This window comes from Treponema sp. OMZ 803, assembly GCF_024181165.1.
Lineage (GTDB): Bacteria > Spirochaetota > Spirochaetia > Treponematales > Treponemataceae > Treponema.
In genome coordinates this window covers 1,247,543-1,266,233 of record NZ_CP051195.1, presented here as the reverse complement: position 1 = coordinate 1,266,233, position 18,691 = coordinate 1,247,543, and the positions used below count along the sequence as shown (strand labels likewise).

Sequence of the window (18,691 nt, the reverse complement as noted above, 5' to 3'; positions counted from 1 at the left end):
CATAATCAATATCCGATGTTTTTACAACGAAAAAATATATTTTTTAGGAAAGACCGGAGAAATACACAGGGATTCCGTATTATAAATATTTTAAGCGATTTCCTGCTTTACTGTGCGAAATACATCGTTGACCTTTCATAAGGGGTATCCTATAATTATGGAATGAAAAGCACTATTACCATTGAAATTTGCGCAGGCTCGCTCGATGATGCAATTGCAGCCGAAAAAGCCGGCGCCGCAAGAATTGAATTGAATTCTTCATTGTTTTTGGGAGGGCTAACCCCCTCGCTCGGCACCCTTCTCCTCGTTAAAAAAGAGACCAACCTCAAAGTGATGACGATGGTTCGCCCCCGCGCTGCAGGTTTTTTGTACACCGCATCCGAATTTAAGACAATGAAAGAAGATGCAAAACTGTTTATTGACAACGGAGCGGACGGTATCGTATTCGGCTTTTTAAAAAAGAATGGAACGATAGACGAAAAGCGGTGCGAAGCGCTCATCAAAATTGCAGGCGATAAAGAAAAGGTATTCCACCGCGCCATCGATGTCGTACCCGATCCCCTTAAAACGCTCGATATTTTGATTGATCTCGGCTTTACCCGTGTACTCACCAGCGGACAGGAACCGACCGCCTACGAAGGCATGGAGCTGATCGCCGCGATGGTTAAGCACGCAAAAGGCCGCATAGAAATTCTACCCGGCGGAGGCATTACAAAGAAAAATGCGGCGAAACTCGTAAAAGGTACCGGCGTCAATCAGATCCACTTTGCAGCGTTAAAAGCCGTAGCCGAACCTTCGACGGCAAAGAACCCCGCCATCTACTACGGCGGCGCCCTTTACCCGCCCGAAGACCGATTTGAAACAGCCGACCTCGGCGCAATGTCCGAAATTATCGGCACCGTAAAATAAGCGCCGATACGTTTTTTAAAACAACACAAGGCCGACCGCAGCGCCGGCAAGAATTAAAAAGATAGGATGCAGCCGCTTAAACAGTATTTGCACAAGTAAGAAAAGGCAAAAGACGGCTGCAGCTTTCCAGTCAACCAATTCCGTCCATTGTCGCAAAGCGTGAAAGGCAGGCAATGTAAATACTGCAACGGCAAGTACATTCCATGCCGCAGCGGCAATCATCCCCGCAGCTCCCGCCCGCAGCCCATACATGGTGTTCTTAACCGGCGCCGCATTTTGAAACGATTGGGCAAAGCGGGCAATTAACACAATAACAATCAGCGACGGCAGCACAATCCCTGTTGTCAACACAAGGCCGCCCCAAATACCATACAGCTCGTACCCGATATAGGTCGCCATGTTGATACCGATCGGACCCGGCGTCGATTCCGAAACGGCTATCATTGCAATAAACTGTTCCGAACTGATAATTGAGCGGGCTACCAACTCCTGCTGCATCAAACTGACGGCAACCAGTCCGCCGCCGATAGTAGAAAGGCCGATATACATAAAAAGGAAAAATAAACCGAGCAAACTCATTCTTTATCCTCCTTACGGCGACCGGAAGCTCTTTTGCCGTTTCGGATAATCTGTGCACAAAACCCGATAATACCCGCGGCAAGCACTATCAAGATACCGGAAATATTCCACACGGACATCGCGAGAAAGGCACCGACGGCAATCCCCGCGGTAACAAAGTCCGTAATAATCTTTTTGCCGAAAGTAAAAACCGCACGGGCAAGCAAGGCAGCAACAGCGACATAGACACCTTTCATTGCACGCTGTATCCATACAATATCGGAAAAGCGGGAGATGGAACCGGCTATCAGCGTAATAACAATCCACGAAGGACACACAATCCCTATTGTACTCACAATCGCCCCCGAAAGACCGGCACGTTTATACCCGCAGAACGTCGCAACATTCACCGCAATGATTCCCGGCGTACACTGCCCTATCGCAAAGTAATTCAGAATTTCTTCCTCAGTCAGCCACTGCTTCGATTCTACCAATTCTCTTTGCAACATCGGCAGCATACTCATGCCGCCTCCGAAGGTAAAAAGCCCTATCTTAAAAAAAGCCGTGAACAACTGCACATACCGCATCAATCCGTCTTTTATCATCAATCTGCCCCCCTGCCTTTACAGAAAACCGCAACTAACGCGGCGATTACCCCACCGTTGCTATTTTTTTAAAAGCTTCAAAACTTTTGCTTTAAACTTTGAAAACACCGAAGGCTCTTGAAACTTGGCCGTTTTCTCTAATGCAACAAAATCCAGCGCAGCTTCATCAAGACTGAAATCGTTACCGTTTTTTTGCTTGAGACTATCCCAATGCTTGACAATCCAGACATAAATATCGCTCTTCGTCCGGTCTTTAAAATCGGAAAGAAGCTTATATTTGTCTATCACAGCGATAACCGGAAGATACACCGTTTTATACCAAGCAACCAGCGCATCGTTAAAGTCGATTTCGGTATGCTGCTGCTCGTTCATATAATACTTATGTACAAGGATATGATTATAGATAACATCGTAGCGGCCGGTTGCGGTAAAGTCCAAATCCCAATAATCGGTTAGATCGCCGAAATGTGTTTCGTTGTAAAACACCCGTTTCTCGTAACGGATAACCGCATCGAGCAGCGTGTCCAGCCTGACATCCGGCGGCAGCTGCACCTCGCTTTGCAGCGAGATCACTTCGGCATCGATAAACTCAACGCCCTGCGTCTTCGCCACCGACACACGGTGATTCCCGTCGCGCACAAAGTACAACCCGCCAAGTTCGTACAGCTGAATGGGCGGCAAAACAATGTCGGATAAATGAGCCTGATCGATATTCACCCACCGCTGCTTCAATTCGTTTGAACGGGGTAAAAAATGATTGTCAAAATCGTTATAACGTCCCTCGCTGCCGACTATTTTTTTAATCGGAACAGTTTTGAGCCCGATGTATACCTCATTCTTAGGTTTTAAAATTTTTTTTACGTCGTTTAAGGAAAGGAGCCGTTTTTTATCGGGATGCATAATATTCTGCATCTCATTGATCCATGCTTTATTGCGTGCTCTGGAAAAATCTTCTTGTGCCTGAAATCTGAAAGCATCCGATTGCATAGTAGTGATATAATGGTAGTAAATAAAAAACGGACTGTCAAGGCAAGCGGAGTCTTGTCAATATACACTGACTGTGATAGTATGCCTCCCGTGGTACGGTTTAAAAAGTCTCTGTTCGGTTGTTTTATATTGTACATCTGTGCTCTATTGTGTTCTTGTTCTCACAACCGATTCGATTATCTGTATACCGGTTTACGTGAACATCGCAAAGAACAGAAAACCTTGGTAGAATTATTGGAAAAAGAACAGAAGCCTCAAATACGGTTCGCCCTCATCGATAAGATTGCCTCTCATTTGCAAACTGAACATAAAATAAAATCACTGACAGTATTCCTGCAATCCGTTATTGACGAAGAACCGGACAATCCGTATAATGCCTACTTTCTTTTACGGCTCGCGGCAGCATATCGAGAATTCCAAGAAGATACCATTGCTGCATATTATTTTGAATACATCGTTCAAAATTATTCCGATATGGTTGTAAACGGACAATCAATCCACCTACTTTGTTTGAAAAATCTAATCGAGCTCGTCGGTACTGCCAGAAAATCGATTGTTTATTATTCGCGGCTTTTAACCGATTTTTATAATGAGTTTGATCCTGCACAAGCATATTTTATGCTCGCGCAGGCTTATGAAAAACAAGGGGAATGGCGGCTTGCAATCCAAGCTTATACGCAATTTTTAAATCTGCACCGGTTTGATGTTATTATTCCGGGAATTCCCGACAGCTACGGCTATGCGCGTAAAATTGTCGATTACAGTACGTCGACAAAAAGCTGGACGTTCAATACACTTGACGATCTCGTAAAGACCATCAAGACCGCGATCCGCTCACGAGATTATGCGACATTGGAACGGTGTCGCTCAAAGGTGAACTTCTTCGCAATGTCGTGGAAACAGGAGTTATCCGATACGCAGCAGCAGCCTGATACGAATCTAAAGGACTTTATGTACGGCAGCGCTATCAGTATTGCCTCCGAGTTGGATCCGTCCTCCACGCCTTACGAAGCTTATTTAAGGACTTCCGGTTGGAACCAATACGTCCGTACATGGTATCTCTACTTTAGGAAAATCAATTTCCCTGCCGATCCGACAATTCATGGCCGCTGGGAATGGGCAGGTATTTATTATGGAGAAAAAGTTTGAGCATACATTTTACCGATAAAAAACCACAGATAAAGTACTTCTGCGTCGGCATCATAGCAGGGGCGCTGTATATTCACCCTATCTATGCAAATATCCAATCAAAACCGCCTGTTTCGGACACAGAGTTATATGTAAATAAACAACTTCTCAAAAACTTTCAAAGCAACACATTTTTACACAGTACCCTCATTCCTCACGATCATCCATTAATCGAAAAATTTCGTAAGCAGTATATGAGTACCGATGGCTATAACTACCTTTCAAAAATAATGAAGCGTTCCGCTCCGTACCGGGATTTCATTATCGAGCTGTTAGAAACCGAAAATATGCCTGCCGAACTACTGTTTCTCCCCGTCATAGAATCGGGTTTTTTTGAAACAGCTACGTCGAAATCGGGTGCCGTCGGGATTTGGCAGTTTATGAAGAACAGTATCGGCGGATACAACATTCATATTGACGATTGGGTTGATGAACGGCGCGATCCGTGGAAAGCGAGCATCGCTGCGGTAAAAAAGCTCAAGTGGAACTACAGCCAATTCAACGACTGGCCACTTGCACTTGCCGCCTATAACAGCGGAGCGGGAACGATACGCACAGCTATCAAAAAGGCGGGTAAGGCGGACTACTGGTACCTTGCAGAGCACGGTTATTTAAAAAAAGAAACGCTCTATTATGTACCGAAATTTCTCGCCATTGCAGAAATACTTTCTCGCAGTGAAGAACTGAACATCGATTGGGGAAATACCGAAGACCACCCGCCTACTTCCACGATAGAAATCAAACGGGCAATCGATGTGCGGTTACTCGCAGAGGAACTCGGCCTTGACTCCGAAACTATTAGGAAACTTAATCCTTCACTCCGTTACTTTATCACCCCGCCGAGTATCAAATATCAGCTCCGTCTTCCGTCGGCATACACGGAGGCTGCACAAACAGTACTCAATCAATCCGATAAACTGCTGATAAAATACTATCAATACCGCATTAAATCAGGCGACACGCTCTATGCCCTCGCAAACCACTACGGGGTGAGCATCCAAAGTATTTTAAACTACAACACAGGCCTTAAACCCGAAACACTGAAAATAGGAAAGACTATCCTTATTCCCGCATTAAAGTCGGTTGGAACATATTCGGGCAAGAACATCGTACAGGCGGGAAATTTCGACGGTACGCACACCATCCGACAGGGCGACACACTGTGGTCACTCGCGCTGAAATATTCGGTTTCAGTCGAACTTCTAGCCCAGAAAAATAATCTGTCGGTAAATAGTGTCCTCAAGTTAGGGAATACCCTAAAAGTGCCGATACTATGACGAGGACATATCTATGAAACATTCAGTCTCCCTTACCGTTTTCGTTCTATGTGCTTTGGCATTCTGCTACGGCTATCCATCAGGGATGGAATCCCAAACAGTACAAAACTGGGAAACCGCTCAAGTAGATTCAAAGATTACAATAGATTTAAATAAAAGCGGACTGTACCTGCCGACCGATAGAAATGCGGCAATACGGCTTATCCAACAAAACCGTTCTTCGCTCTTAAAGAATGCTTACCTTTCCATATTGGTGGATTCTTCCCACAGGATCGGTAACTATCTGGCGGAAGAAAAAATTTCCTTCACCGACATCAATACCGTCATTAATAACGGAAAAAGTACGGCACCTATTCTCTCGCAAGAATTACAGACGGCTATTATCTATCATCAAAATCCTTTGCAGGAACTTGCCAATCTTTTTGTAAAACACAATGCGCCGTATACCCCTTCATTTTTTCCCTTCGGTACGGCGAGTAAGGTATATACCGGTATTTTAATCGACGCTCGTGGACAACTGCCCGTACACGGTGAGTATTCCAGCGAACAACTCAATCCTTGTTTATTCCCCAAAATATGGAATAAAAACATGAACCTGATTTATGAGAAAAACATCGTAGACCCCGATCAGGCAAAAAAGCACAGCATTGTTTTGTATACAGGGACGCTTGATGAAAGCGAATATCGAGATAGAATAGGTACGGAGCCATTAAGGATTATTGCACGCGGTGTATTCGGCGATAACCGTACCGATCCGATTATCAGCAATGAAGATGCAGAACGGATCCTTGCAAAAAAAGAAAATATCGAACTGCTCCGCCAAGGGAAGATCGTTATTGTATGCGATAAAGATACCTTGCAGGTCTCTCCGACATATCCGCTTGTGGATGAACAGTTCTATTTTATGTATCATGATATAGAAAAATTCTTCTTAGACCGCGAACCGGAAAGTATCAGCGTCAAAGCACCTGAAAATGTTATCAAAATTACTATGCACGATGAGATACTATTCGTAGCAGATTCGGCAGAAATTCTTCCGGACGAAACAGATCGCCTTAATATAATTGCAGAAGCGTTGAAAAAAGTCGGACCAAACACACACTTCTTAATTGAAGGGCATACTGCTGACCTTAATCGCCCTGAAGGGCAACGCATCCTATCTTTGCAACGAGCTGATAAAATTGCTGAAGAGCTTGCAAAACGCGGCATTGAGGCAAATAGAATGCAAACCGCCGGATACGGAGCAACACGTCCCATTGCACCAAACGACACCGCTGAAAACAGAGCAAAAAACCGCCGCGTCGAAATTACTATTCTGCGCGACTAACAGGAGTTGATATATGAAAATAAAAAGTATTGCATCTCTTGGATGCATGATTATGGTATTCAGTCTTTTTGCGTGTATGACTGTTCCTAAGGAATCAGAAATACCGGAAGAAGCAACAGCAGCAGATTTAACACAAAAAGCGCAAGAAGCCTTCGATTCCGGTAACTATCGCGCTGCACGTGTCTATTATGAGACTATCCTAAAACGCTTTGCCGATGATGACAGCGCGTGCATAGCCGCTCAATACGAAATCGCACACTTGCACATCAAACGACATCAGTGGAAAGATGCTCACGCTATGCTCGAAAAGATTATCGCACAATATGAAGGACCGATGGCGATACATTTACCGCCCGACTACTATAAGCTGGCAAAAATCGACTATGCCCGTGCTGCAGAAAAGCTCGGCACTAAGGCAAAACAGTAAGTTATACCAGTTTTACTATGGTTCTAAATGGAATAGACCGGATACATAACTTCGATTTCCTCTTTAAAGGGAAAAAGCTCGGTGTTATCACTTCGCTGTCCGGTCTTTCTAAAGATTTTACCCCTTCATGGAAAATACTTGCCGAACGGTACACAGTACGCGCCCTCTTCGCGCCGGAACACGGGCTTTATGGCTGTGAGAACGCCGGCACAGTGTGGGATAGTGAAAACAAATCGATTGCCGGTATGCCGCTCTACAGTCTCTACCGGCAAGACGGGCAAGATTTCAAACCTGACACGCTGACCGATATCGATACCTTAGTGTACGACATTCAGGATGTCGGCGCCCGATTTTATACCTACATTTCTACATTGATACTTGCTATGCGAGCTGCTTCGATGCACGGCAAAGCCGTTATCGTTCTCGATCGACCTAACCCACTCGGCGGCGTTAAAGTAGAAGGTAACATCGTTAAAAAAAGTTTTGAAAGTTTTATCGGCATGTACCCGCTTTGCATCCGCTACGGTTTAACCGCCGCCGAACTTGCACGAATGGTACATACGGAAGAACAGCTGTGCTGCCCGCTGCACATTGTACCGATGGAACACTGGCACCGCGATATGCTTTTTACCGAAACCGGCCGCGTGTGGATTCCCCCCTCCCCCAACCTGCCGCACTTTGACAATACGCTTGCCTATCCGGGTACCGCGCTATTTGAAGGAACCAATGTATCCGAAGGCAGAGGTACGGCGAATCCGTTTGCCCTTATCGGCGCTCCGTACATAGAAGCGGAAAAACTTGCCGATACGATGAATACCGCAGGGCTGCGCGGTGTGCATTTTTTACCTGCCCGTTTTACCCCTTTCGCATCAAAGTATGCAGGTTTGCCATGCTACGGCGTACAGCTCCTTATTACCGACCGCAAAGCCTTCGAGCCGGTTAAAACGGGCATAACACTCCTGTTTGCCGTTAAGACCACCTACCCCGATGATTTCAGGTTTTTGCCCCCTGTGGAGGGGAACGTTTCAGTGTCGATAGACCGGCTCGGTGGAGACAGCCTATTGCGGACAGCCTCTTCCGCAGCCGAAGTGTGCAGCATATTTGAAAAAGAAGCGGGAGCTTTTCACCGGCATATCAGGCCGTTTTTTATCTACTCGTAGGAGGGAACAGCTATGAACAGCACAATGTTGACCGAATATATCGGACAGATGTTTGCCTGCGGTTTTCCGGGAACGGAGATGCCGGAAGACTTTATCGCATTGGTAAAAAAATACAAGGTTGGTAATGTCATCCTCTTTAAGCATAATATTACAAGCCTCGCACAGCTCAAGACGCTCTGCACAGATATACAAACTTTGATTACCACTGAAACCGGACACCCTGCCTTCATCACGATTGACCAAGAAGGAGGCGCTGTTTCACGGCTTGCCGAAGACTACTATAACGTACCGGGCGCAATGGCGCTGGCGGCGACCGGCGATGAACTGAACGCCTACACCGCCGGTAAAATCACGGGAGAAATTCTCCATGCCCACGGCGTAAACTTCGACTTGGCGCCGGTGCTGGATGTTAATTCCAATCCGCGTAATCCGGTTATCGGAGTACGCAGCTACGGAGATGATCCTACCCTTGTCGGCCGCTATGGGCTGCAGATGGTACGGGGTCTTACCGCAGGAGGAGTACTCAGCGCTGCAAAGCATTTTCCCGGGCATGGCGATACATCAGTCGATTCACACCTCACGTTACCGACTGTCCATAAATCGAAAGCGGAACTGGAACAGATGGAAATCGCACCCTTTGCACACGTCATCAAATCAGGGCTGCTTCCCGCGGTTACCATCTCGCATATTCTCTTTCCCGCCATCGATGAGCAATTCCCTGCAACCATCTCGAAAAAAATTGTAACAGATTTATTAAAAGAAAAGCTCGGATTTAACGGGTTGGTTATCAGTGACTGTATGGAGATGAAGGCGATGCAAACGTACTTCGGCACCGCGGAAAGCGCTGCGGCGGCAATCAATGCGGGTATCGAACTGATTTTTATCTCCCACACCATACCGACCGCCTGCGCCGCTATCGAAACGGTAACGCGCGCCTGTGCGGACAAACAGATTTCTGCAGCAACCATCGAACAGGCAGCCGAAAAGATTATCGGTTTAAAAAAGCAATTCAAACCCGCACAGCCGCTGCCGGAAAAAACGATGGAAGAATATCGAAAAACCATTGCAAGTCTCCGACGCAAAACGCTGACGGGCTATCATCTTCCCGAAAGTGGATTTCCCAACCTCGGCAGTAAACCGTTTTTTGCCGGCCCGCAGCCGTTCATTGTTACCAATGTGTCAAACGATGTCGATAATTCAATCAGCTTTGCGCGCTCCATGCAAACCGCATTCGGCGGCGTCGGTATCGATACGTCGATCGACCCCGACGATACGGAAATAACACGCATAGTCGCACAGGCGAAATCGGCTACCGGTATCGCCGCAGCAAGCTACAACGGACACGTCAAACAGGGACAGCTCAAATTGATCCAAGCCCTTGCCCGCCTGCACAAATCGATGATTGCCGTTGCCCTACGCAATCCCTACGACCTCGGTTGCCTGCCCGATAACGTCTGCGGCCTTGCCGCCTATGAATACAGCAACGCAGCGCTATCCTGTATCACCGAGATGCTCAAAACGAATGCAAAACCGGAAGGACATTTCAGTGTCGCTATTCCGAAAATTGTGCTTGAATAAGATACTAAACTTCTTATACCATAAAGTCATAATTCGTAAACTAAATGAAAAGCTAGACTTTGAACTTTCCGACCTCACTCGCCAATACCTTAATGCTTTGCGTATTCTTCTGTGTAATCTCGTTTACTTCCTGCACGGCATTATTAATTTGTGCTGCGCCTGAGGCCATTTCATTCATACCGTCAGTTATAACACGTGTCAGATTATCCAATTTACGCATTTCTTCCGCAACACCTTCTCCGCCTTTCAACATCTCTTCTGCCCCGAACTGGACTTCGGTCGTTACCGTATTGATGTTTTTAATAGCATCCAGTACTTCATTGCTGCCATTTGCCTGCTCGCGCATCGCTTCAGTAAGCCGGTCGCTCATCTCTTTTACTTGGGCGGCAAGGGTAAAAATAGCATTGAATTTTCCTTCTACTGTTTTAGAAGATACTGAAAGTGTTTCTATTTCGCTGCTGAGTATTTTAAGTGTTGTCGTAATGTTTTTCCCCTGTACGGCAGAATCCTCCGCTAATTTGCGGATTTCATCGGCGACAACGGCAAAACCTTTTCCTGCTTCCCCCGCATGGGCGGCTTCAATAGCAGCATTCATTGCAAGTAAATTCGTTTGTGATGCGATGTGCTGAATAACACTTGACGCTTCCATAAGTGATCCGGATTCTTCCGCTATCTTCTGTGTTACTGTATTGGATGTAACCAACGTTGCCTTTCCATCTCCCGTTGCAGATACAAGATCTTTCACGATTGTATCTGACTTATTGAGTGTCTGACTGATCGAGGTAATATTCGCAACCATTTGCTCAACTGACGATGAAGACTGCGCAACGCTTGCAGACTGCGTTTCGATGCTGCTGCTCAACTGCTTAATGGTACGGATAATCTCTTCTACCGTAGCGGCAGTTTCGGTAACACTCGCAGCTTGAGTCAGAACCTGTTGTTGAATACCGTCTATGTTTGCACTGATCTCGTTAATCGAACTTGCGGTCTCCGACATATTCGAAGCAAGTTCAGTACCGATCTCTTCCATAATATTACTATTAGTGCCGATAGATTTTATTGTAACGCTGATTTTCTCTATTGTTTCATTAAAATATTCAGATAAATCCGTTACTTCGTCATTACCGCTTACAACCATACGAACCGTCAAATCGCCTTCACCCTGCGCAATATCCTTCAGCGCCGCAACAAGTTTTTGGATTGGTTTTACGATACTACGTGCAACAAAGTAAACGACCCCCAGTGCGGAAATAAAAATAACTAACCAGATAAGATCCATCACTAAACTCATGTCATTTACCGAACTCATAAGTTGACTATACGGAGCAGTCATAATGACTGTCCAGCCGGACAGCTTACTCTTAGCATAGGAAGAAATTACAGAAGTACCATCGCTGTCATAATACCCGATACCCGGGTCTTGCGCCTGTAGCGCTTGTTGTTCAAATGATGCAAGCGGCGCTTGGGTCGGATCTGTTTTTGCTTCCTCATAGGCATTATATTGATCTTCGACAAAACGTATGTCTTTATCCGCAATGGTATTTCCCGTTAAACCGAGTATATAGCAATAACCGCTTTTTCCCAAAACAATATCTTTAATGATTTCTGATAAAAGATTGGCTCCTACTGCCGCACTTAATACACCAACAACTTCATTGTTATCGCCGATAATAGGAACGGCATAGACAATCTGCATTATATCTGAGACGCGGGATATACGCGGTTCCGCGACAAAACTTTTTCCCGATGAAGCAGCTAGAAACCAATCTTCGTCGCCGACATAAATTGGTCTCCTATCATTTGCTCTATAAAGATTTCCCTGTAAATCAGTCACGCTAAAATAGTCAACCCTTGTGTTATGCTCCGCTTCATACACAAGGCTCTGTGCTTTTTGGTAATATGAAAAAGAAGTATCTCTAAGAGATGGCATACGGGCAACTCCCTCAACAAATTGAAGAGTCGCTTGTATTCTGCCGTCGATAATTTCTGCGACATCAGCGGCCTTATCTATTAAATGGGTTTCAATTTTTTCCGTTACAGCCTTACGCGCAATGAGAATTGCAAGGAAGACCTCAACACTGGAACCTCCTAAAATTAACAGCCCAAAAATCAGCATCAATCTTTTTCTTAACGAAAAACGCTTTTTCTTTAGCTTATTCCCCATACGTCCATCTCCTATTACATTGAGCTCGGCTACTTCAGGAGCCGATATCTGTCAAGCATCTCAAAAACTTCACTTTTAAGAGATGCCCATAACGACTCCTAACAGAGCCGTGCTGCCGGTTTCTATCGGTTTCAACGACTGAAACCGGAACGGCATAATTCGACAATTCTGAAATAGCAAAGCAAGGTTATTGTTTTCTTTACCTTACAGAGGAACTTATTTCTATAACTGATTTTACATAGGCAGTGTAAATTATATAGATTCTAGTCGGATTAGTCCATCCCTTTGTAAATGCAGCTCTTGAGAAGCCGCCGCATAGGATATCTACAAAGCTAATTTTTTTAGAATTTACCTACAACCGCTCACCCGCACGCAGCTTAGCCCGCATCGTTTGGATCTTTGCATCCATCGCTTCAAGCTCATGTAATAGTTCTTTCTCGTGATCGGAAGTTTCGATGACCGCATGGATACCGCCGTTTTTAATGACAATACGTTTATCGGCATAGAGCGCAAGCGCCGGATCGTGAGTAGCCATCAATACGATTTTATCGTTCGATACCAAAAGCTGCAAAGCCTTTTTCCGGTCGATGCCCGCGTTTTCAATTTCGTCTATCAGAACGATTGGAGATGAACTTAAAATGGCGGTATCGGCAATCATTAACGCCCGGGACTGCCCGCCGCTCAGCGCGGTAATCGGTGTATCCAGCCGGAATTGCTCCCCTGCCAGTTTATTTGCCGCTTCGATAATCCGCTGGACAGCGCCTTCCGTATTTTTAACCAAACGGCTTTCCGCATGGAGTTCGATAAACTCCCGCACGGAAAGATCCATTACAAAATTCATGTTCTGAGAAAGCTGCGCAACCAATTTGTTGTTAATCGAAAACCGGATTGCTTTATCGGGTACTTCGCCGTTGATAAGTATTGCGCGACCGGTAGGCGTGTCTTTTTGCGCCGTCCATTCGATATCGGCAAGCAGCCGCGACTTACCGGAACCGGTCGGTCCGACAATCGAAATAATCTGGGACGGATACAATACAAGGTCTTCAAAGTTTTCCGGCTCGCCGGATTTATTCGTGCCGGGCAGTATCGTAAGACTCTGCACACTTCGAACATCATCCCCATTTAAAAACTGTTCCATTTGAATGATGTATTCAAAGAACGCGTGGGATAAAGCTTCTTTATCAAGTGCATAATCTTCACACTGCTCTTCGGAAAGGCTTTGTAGAAAAGAGTCAAAAGTGCGCTGCGCATTGTCCAGAATGTGCAGCTCCGTCAATCGGTTTTCTGCAAAAAAATCTTCAATAAAAGGATATTCCGCAAGGAGTGTTTCTATTGTTTTTTTTGAAAGTTCTGTTCGCTTCTCGGCGGTGCCGTGTATTTCAAAATCGGTATCTGCGGTCATAGTGTTCCCCCATAAAATTTGTGCAAGATATTTTGGGCATCTCTAAAAACTCGGTTGGCTTTTTAGAGGTTCCCTTTAACGATTTGTTTGAGACTCGGCAATCTTCATCTTACGGATGTTGCCCATCTGGAAATTTTCGCCGACCCGCGTTTCACCCAAGCAATAGGAACACAGCGCCGCGGGCATCGGGAAGCGGAGCTCCATTCCCTGTACCGTCGAAATATCTTTATCGGGACTGAACAGCAACGTGCTCAGTTCAAAGGCCCCCTGCCCCGTCAGACCGTTTACCTGCATAATAACCGCCCGCGGATTAACGGTGTTGACACGGGCGCAAAACACTTCGCGTTCGGCTTGCGACACGATATCGCCCTTTGTGATGACGACAATATCCGCCGCTTTTAAGAGCGGACCGATTTTTTTCGGCGTATTGATACCCGACAAATTATCGATAACGCAGATACCGAGGATATTCTTAATGTACGGAGAACAGCGGTTGCACAGGCCTGCGGATTCCGTTATCAGAAGGTCGAATTGTTCTTTGACACCCCATTGTACCACCTCTTCGATATTGGAAACAAAGAAGTGATCGGGGCAGAGCGAGCCGGAAATACCTTTTTGAACGGGAATACCGGCCTTTTCGTACAACACATCGTCGTCGGTGTAGAGGCAGTCAAATTTCACCACTCCGGCACGAAGTCCTTGCGTGCGTAGTGCCTCAATTGTCTTTAAAATAACGCTTGTTTTGCCCGAAGACGGCGGGCCGGAAACGATCAAAAGATTCATAGTGTTGCAATTATATCATACCGAGTTGGAATATTCGGTAACATCCGTTACCGAACCACCTTTTAAAAATATGCAAGCATCTGCGTTGTCGCATCGCCAAAACTATACATCCTTGTATAGTTTTGACTGTGAGTTTCGCATACAGACGAAACTCACTACTGGTTAATACAAGCGGCGTCCATGCCGCTACTGCAAACAGTCCTCGACGTATCAGAACCGCCACGGACGGCGGTGGTTCTATGCAGTAGCACGTTTGCATTGCAAACGTGTAGGTAAACAATGTACAAGGACGTATATTGTTTACCGTGCCTGCGGGTGTTTTTTGTACGCTCCTAGCATCTGCTCTACCTATTTTCAAAAGGCTAACGGAATGGCTATTGCCAAAAATCAACATCCCGACGCAGTGGACGGAAACATAGCCAATAGTTGAGCGACAAGCCGACCGGCTTTTCCGCGATGGGACAGTTCGTTTTTTTCTTGTGCCGTCAATTCTGCAACTGTTTTTCCAATCTTTGGAAGATACACAATAGGATCATAGCCGAAGCCATGATGGCCGCTTTCCGATTTGGCAATCACTCCCTCGCATGTTTCTTGTACCGTAAAAAAACGGTGAGCATCCAGCATTACCGCAATGCAGCAGACAAACCGGCAACTGCGGTTTTCTACACCTTCCATTTGCTGCAGCACAAGTTGATTCCGCTCCTCCGCTTTTAGCTGCACACCGTCTTTCATGCCGTAGCGGGCTGAATAGATGCCGGGCTTACCGCCAAGCGCATCGATGCATAGCCCCGAATCATCGGCAATCACCGGGCATTTAACGCTTTCGTACAAGACACGGGCTTTTAATAATGCATTTTCCAAAAAAGTTGTCCCCGTTTCTTCAGGGTCAAAGACGATACCGGCATCGGCGGGAAGGCTGATGTGATAATCTTTTAAAATAGCGGCAAATTCTTCTTGCTTATGCCGATTGCCGCTTGCTAAGTATATGTGCATGGTTTACCATAACACGCTTTTTTAAGCTCGACAAGATCGCTATTAACCGTTGCACGAGAAACGCCCAGTTGCTGTGCCAATACTCGATTGCTCGGCCCCCGCGTATATTCTTGTATCCGCTTCAAATATCCCTGCCAACGCGCATAACTGTAGGCCTGACGATTTTTCAAGCGCTTGATGACGGAAGCATGTGCCTCATCCACTTTACGAAGCTGAAGCGTTGCGCTCTTATACCGTACATAGTAAAAGTCCCGCTTAGCCACCCACTCGTTGTAAACACCATTCCGTTTATCAGTCAGCTCCTTTGCTTCCTCAATCAGCAGTCTTACCTTCCGTACCGATATTCCTAAATGCCCTGCAACCGTTTGCAGTAAATGTTCATTGATATAAAAACAAGACTTACACAACAGTTCGAGGAAATAACGCGTATAGATGTTTTTTCTTTTTATTTCCCATCTAATTGTTTTCTGAATGGATTGTGCTTTTTCAGGTAATACTGTATATGAAGGTGGTGGACTTGCTGCATACAATTCATAGCTTTGTAACCCGTCCTGCTCGTCTTGTTTCATTTTAACAATCTGCTGCTGATCATCTTGAGCAACGTCAGCATACGTTGCCTGTTCTCGATTCCGCCTCAAAAAAAGTTTCCAGCTATATGTAAGGGACATCCGCAAGTATGTAGAAAATATTGATCTATCAGGATTATAATCGCCTATGATGGTGTCTAGTTTTGGATAGAGCCAAAGTAAAAAGTCACTGCGCATGTCCTCGCTTCCACAGTAAACCCCAAATTCACCGAGATTAAAATATAAATATTGAAACAGCGTATCTATGGCTTTTTTTTGTTTATCTGTCCGTAGAAAGTCCGTCAATATCGTTTCAACAATATCCGCTTGCATACGTTCCTCCGTGAGCGTAAGTTTCTTCGTACGGAGAGTTTAATATCCCTACACATCTTTAGCGTAATAAAGGTATCAAAATCTCCCTATAGCATATACCCTGACGCTCTGCATCAAGGTATTTTGGCCTCTAAAAACCGAGTTTTTAGAGGTTCCCATGTGTAGTTTTGTCATAGCAAGATACATGCCAAAAAAAGATATACAGGATTTTTCTACAACCGAATAGCTTCCGGGAGATAATAATCAGCAAAATTCAATAATAAATTTCTTTAAACAAGTCATTATATAATAACAACTTACAAACCTTCATATTAAATGATATATATGAAAGGGAACCTTTGTTTCGTTGTTCTCCCACCGTCCTTACACGGTCTCATCGAAATATGGATACAATCATGAGTGCACCGTCTGTCAGAATATGATATGTAGAATATCAGAATTTGAGAGGCAGAAATAGAAATATCAATATCTTAAGTTATCTGCGCTATTGCCGATGCCTTTAATATGAGCTTCTCACAACTTTTTATCCTGATAAAGAATGTGGTTATTTCTCCCGAAGTGATTATCGTGACCATACTGCTTATATTATACTTGAACCTTGTATTCTATATTGTGCGATATCAAAAGCCGAAACTTCCTTCCTTGCAAAGCAGGCTCCAAAAAAATTTGCAAAGGCCCCCGACAGAAGCTAAAAAGGATGGCGCAACCGCCGAGCAAAAGAAATAAGGAAACCTCCAAAAACAGCACGCCTATCGGTTTGTTCCATAAGAATTATCGTATCCGCTAACATAGATGACGAAGCAGTTTTTAGAGGGTTCACTTAGATGTAAGTTGCAGAAAGCTTAATCATACTTTAAAATGCGAAGTTATCGCCTCATGAATACTTATCTGTAGGATTAGTCTGAACGTTTTTGAACTTAAAGCTCTGCCGCTGGATGGGCGAAGCGCCATAGAGCCCGATAAGAGATCGGTGCAATTTTGTCCCATAGCCTTTATGCAAATCATATCGGTAGAGCGGATATTGTTTATGATATTCCATCATACGGTGATCCCGCTCGGTTTTAGCCAAAATAGAAGCAGCCATCACACACGGATACCGCCCATCAGCCTTGGGTTCCGCAATAAGCGTGAAATTGCCGCCGATATCAGGCAGTTGATTACCGTCAACAATAACCGTTAAATCCTTTTCGCTATCGGCAAGTGTATTTGAAGTATTTCGCCCATACTGTGCAAATAGAGCCTCAAACGCTTCCTTCATTGCGGTAAGTGTCGCTTGTAAAATGTTGATTTTATCTATTTGTTCGGAAGGAACCGATGCAATCTGCCAATACAACGCACCGCTCAGAATAGCTGCCCGCGCGATTTCACGGCGTTTAGGAGATAGTTTTTTTGAATCATCCAGTACAGAAACGTCAAAGGAATCGGGTAAAATAACAGCTGCAGCGTATACGGGGCCTGCCAACGCCCCCCTACCCGCTTCATCAATACCGCAAAACAACATCGAGTATCATTCCTATTCTGTTTATTCCCACCGTACTTTCCGTGATGCTCTATTTATCGGTACAACACGTTATCTGCGGACAAGCACTTCCGCAAATCCGGTTAATTCAACAGATTCCGGCAATTCAGCTTTAGAAGCATTGTCGGCAATGACGGCCGCATCCATCATGTCGAATAAAGGAGACGTATACGAACAGCGTACTTTCCGCATTTGCACGGATGAATCGGTAAGCTCAGCCAATCTTCCGGTATACTGCACGGCAAGATTACAACCTATGTCGGTCAACGTACCCTGTGTTTTCACAAAATCAAAGCACAAAGCCACTAAACCCGATGCCGAGAAAGTACTTCGAATGGCAGAAAGCGAACTTTTTTCAGCACGTATCAGCACTGCCTGCGCATGTTGCTCGGAAGTAAGAGATGTGTCGGTACAGGTCATGCGGCTATTTCGCAGAATCACTGCATCGCCCCCTTCATTTACGGTAATTGCAACTTTATTCAGCGCAATGGAAGCCTTCGAGCCGTATAAAACAGGCACGGTACGTGGTTCCGTAAACCGTTCCGATCGTTTTACCGAGCATCCCGTTATCTCCAATGAAGTACGTTCAACGACAAAACCGGCATTTTCTCCAAATGTAATTACCGGATTATTCTCACCGATTATCTTAATCGGAACAGTAAGAAATACAGCTTCCTCGACATACACATCCGAACGAAGAAAAACAGAAACAGGCTTAGCTTTACCGTTTTTTACCGGAGCTCCTCGCCGGTTTATTCGGTTATGGACTGCTGCAACAGCCTGCTCAAGAGAAACAAACGGACTATCGACCGTACCTTTTTCGACGGATGTTCTTGCAGCAACATCTACATACAAGGCTAAACCATTCTCTGCAGCAAAAAGGGAAAGAGAAAAGAGAAAATAAACAAAAAAAAA

At 45.2% G+C, this 18,691-nt stretch carries 17 protein-coding genes; 7 read left to right on the top strand and 10 right to left on the bottom strand.

Annotated features, from left to right (window positions below):
* Positions 1-162 precede the first annotated feature (162 nt).
* On the top strand, positions 163-909 hold the full coding sequence (locus tag ABH09_RS05815; RefSeq protein ID WP_253715572.1) for a copper homeostasis protein CutC: 747 nt from the start codon (positions 163-165) through the stop codon (positions 907-909).
* 15 nt (positions 910-924) lie between these two features.
* Here ABH09_RS05815 and ABH09_RS05810 read toward each other — a convergent pair whose 3' ends face one another.
* Genes ABH09_RS05810 through ABH09_RS05800 form a run of 3 tightly spaced genes read right to left on the bottom strand, consistent with a single transcriptional unit; the run spans position 925 to position 3,059 of the window.
* Entirely contained in the window at positions 925-1,488 is a 564-nt protein-coding gene (locus tag ABH09_RS05810; RefSeq protein WP_253715571.1) for a chromate transporter, read from the bottom strand.
* Entirely contained in the window at positions 1,485-2,072 is a 588-nt protein-coding gene (locus ABH09_RS05805) for a chromate transporter (protein ID WP_253715569.1), read from the bottom strand. The genes ABH09_RS05810 and ABH09_RS05805 overlap by 4 nt, the downstream gene beginning before the upstream one ends.
* A gap of 60 nt (positions 2,073-2,132) precedes the next feature.
* Positions 2,133-3,059, bottom strand: coding sequence for a transcriptional regulator (locus tag ABH09_RS05800; RefSeq protein ID WP_253715567.1), 927 nt, complete (start codon positions 3,057-3,059; stop codon positions 2,133-2,135).
* A gap of 81 nt (positions 3,060-3,140) precedes the next feature.
* Here ABH09_RS05800 and ABH09_RS05795 point away from each other — a divergent pair, with 81 nt between their 5' ends.
* The 6 genes from ABH09_RS05795 to nagZ are packed head-to-tail and all read left to right on the top strand — an operon-like array spanning position 3,141 to position 10,016.
* On the top strand, positions 3,141-4,208 hold the full coding sequence (locus tag ABH09_RS05795) for a tetratricopeptide repeat protein (protein WP_162664767.1): 1,068 nt from the start codon (positions 3,141-3,143) through the stop codon (positions 4,206-4,208).
* Complete coding sequence (locus ABH09_RS05790; RefSeq protein WP_162663417.1) at positions 4,205-5,524, top strand: lytic transglycosylase domain-containing protein; 1,320 nt, start codon at positions 4,205-4,207, stop codon at positions 5,522-5,524. The genes ABH09_RS05795 and ABH09_RS05790 overlap by 4 nt, the downstream gene beginning before the upstream one ends.
* 13 nt (positions 5,525-5,537) lie before the next feature.
* Positions 5,538-6,851 (top strand): OmpA family protein, encoded by a 1,314-nt coding sequence (locus ABH09_RS05785; protein WP_253715565.1) that lies wholly within the window; start codon positions 5,538-5,540, stop codon positions 6,849-6,851.
* A 13-nt stretch (positions 6,852-6,864) separates the two neighbouring features.
* Entirely contained in the window at positions 6,865-7,278 is a 414-nt protein-coding gene (locus tag ABH09_RS05780; RefSeq protein WP_253715564.1) for a tetratricopeptide repeat protein, read from the top strand.
* Between the two features lie 17 nt (positions 7,279-7,295).
* Complete coding sequence (locus ABH09_RS05775; protein WP_253715563.1) at positions 7,296-8,438, top strand: exo-beta-N-acetylmuramidase NamZ family protein; 1,143 nt, start codon at positions 7,296-7,298, stop codon at positions 8,436-8,438.
* A gap of 12 nt (positions 8,439-8,450) precedes the next feature.
* The gene (nagZ, locus tag ABH09_RS05770; RefSeq protein WP_253715562.1) at positions 8,451-10,016 is read left to right on the top strand and encodes a beta-N-acetylhexosaminidase; all 1,566 of its coding nucleotides are present in this window, start codon (positions 8,451-8,453) and stop codon (positions 10,014-10,016) included.
* Positions 10,017-10,068: 52 nt separating this feature from the next.
* On the opposite strand, the gene ABH09_RS05765 is transcribed toward nagZ, so the two are convergent.
* From ABH09_RS05765 to ABH09_RS05735, 7 genes are all read right to left on the bottom strand, one after another.
* A complete protein-coding gene (locus ABH09_RS05765) occupies positions 10,069-12,180 on the bottom strand; it encodes a methyl-accepting chemotaxis protein (RefSeq protein ID WP_253715561.1) in 2,112 nt (703 codons plus the stop codon).
* Positions 12,181-12,532: 352 nt separating this feature from the next.
* Entirely contained in the window at positions 12,533-13,582 is a 1,050-nt protein-coding gene (locus ABH09_RS05760) for an ATP-binding cassette domain-containing protein (RefSeq protein WP_253715560.1), read from the bottom strand.
* 75 nt (positions 13,583-13,657) lie between these two features.
* The gene (locus tag ABH09_RS05755) at positions 13,658-14,365 is read right to left on the bottom strand and encodes a GTP-binding protein (protein WP_162663411.1); all 708 of its coding nucleotides are present in this window, start codon (positions 14,363-14,365) and stop codon (positions 13,658-13,660) included.
* A 387-nt stretch (positions 14,366-14,752) separates the two neighbouring features.
* The gene (gene rdgB / locus ABH09_RS05750) at positions 14,753-15,358 is read right to left on the bottom strand and encodes an RdgB/HAM1 family non-canonical purine NTP pyrophosphatase (RefSeq protein ID WP_162663410.1); all 606 of its coding nucleotides are present in this window, start codon (positions 15,356-15,358) and stop codon (positions 14,753-14,755) included.
* The gene (locus ABH09_RS05745) at positions 15,343-16,257 is read right to left on the bottom strand and encodes a hypothetical protein (protein WP_253715559.1); all 915 of its coding nucleotides are present in this window, start codon (positions 16,255-16,257) and stop codon (positions 15,343-15,345) included. Before ABH09_RS05745 ends, rdgB begins: the two co-directional genes overlap by 16 nt.
* 874 nt (positions 16,258-17,131) lie before the next feature.
* Positions 17,132-17,758 carry a ribonuclease HII gene (locus ABH09_RS05740; protein WP_253715558.1) on the bottom strand — a complete coding sequence of 209 codons (627 nt, stop codon included), beginning with the start codon at positions 17,756-17,758 and terminating at the stop codon, positions 17,132-17,134.
* A gap of 69 nt (positions 17,759-17,827) precedes the next feature.
* Positions 17,828-18,631 carry a hypothetical protein gene (locus ABH09_RS05735; RefSeq protein WP_230978098.1) on the bottom strand — a complete coding sequence of 268 codons (804 nt, stop codon included), beginning with the start codon at positions 18,629-18,631 and terminating at the stop codon, positions 17,828-17,830.
* Positions 18,632-18,691 lie beyond the last annotated feature (60 nt).

Bases quoted from the DNA above. Each gene is read 5' to 3' on its own strand.
- ABH09_RS05800 (WP_253715567.1), bottom strand. From the start codon at position 3,059: ATGCAATCGGATGCTTTCAGATTTCAGGCACAAGAAGATTTTTCCAGA.
- ABH09_RS05755 (WP_162663411.1), bottom strand. From the start codon at position 14,365: ATGAATCTTTTGATCGTTTCCGGCCCGCCGTCTTCGGGCAAAACAAGC.
- ABH09_RS05815 (WP_253715572.1), top strand. From the start codon at position 163: ATGAAAAGCACTATTACCATTGAAATTTGCGCAGGCTCGCTCGATGAT.
- ABH09_RS05810 (WP_253715571.1), bottom strand. From the start codon at position 1,488: ATGAGTTTGCTCGGTTTATTTTTCCTTTTTATGTATATCGGCCTTTCT.
- ABH09_RS05765 (WP_253715561.1), bottom strand. From the start codon at position 12,180: ATGGGGAATAAGCTAAAGAAAAAGCGTTTTTCGTTAAGAAAAAGATTG.
- ABH09_RS05775 (WP_253715563.1), top strand. From the start codon at position 7,296: ATGGTTCTAAATGGAATAGACCGGATACATAACTTCGATTTCCTCTTT.
- ABH09_RS05780 (WP_253715564.1), top strand. From the start codon at position 6,865: ATGAAAATAAAAAGTATTGCATCTCTTGGATGCATGATTATGGTATTC.
- ABH09_RS05785 (WP_253715565.1), top strand. From the start codon at position 5,538: ATGAAACATTCAGTCTCCCTTACCGTTTTCGTTCTATGTGCTTTGGCA.
- ABH09_RS05795 (WP_162664767.1), top strand. From the start codon at position 3,141: ATGCCTCCCGTGGTACGGTTTAAAAAGTCTCTGTTCGGTTGTTTTATA.
- ABH09_RS05745 (WP_253715559.1), bottom strand. From the start codon at position 16,257: ATGCAAGCGGATATTGTTGAAACGATATTGACGGACTTTCTACGGACA.
- rdgB (WP_162663410.1), bottom strand. From the start codon at position 15,358: ATGCACATATACTTAGCAAGCGGCAATCGGCATAAGCAAGAAGAATTT.
- ABH09_RS05760 (WP_253715560.1), bottom strand. From the start codon at position 13,582: ATGACCGCAGATACCGATTTTGAAATACACGGCACCGCCGAGAAGCGA.
- ABH09_RS05805 (WP_253715569.1), bottom strand. From the start codon at position 2,072: ATGATAAAAGACGGATTGATGCGGTATGTGCAGTTGTTCACGGCTTTT.
- ABH09_RS05740 (WP_253715558.1), bottom strand. From the start codon at position 17,758: ATGTTGTTTTGCGGTATTGATGAAGCGGGTAGGGGGGCGTTGGCAGGC.
- nagZ (WP_253715562.1), top strand. From the start codon at position 8,451: ATGAACAGCACAATGTTGACCGAATATATCGGACAGATGTTTGCCTGC.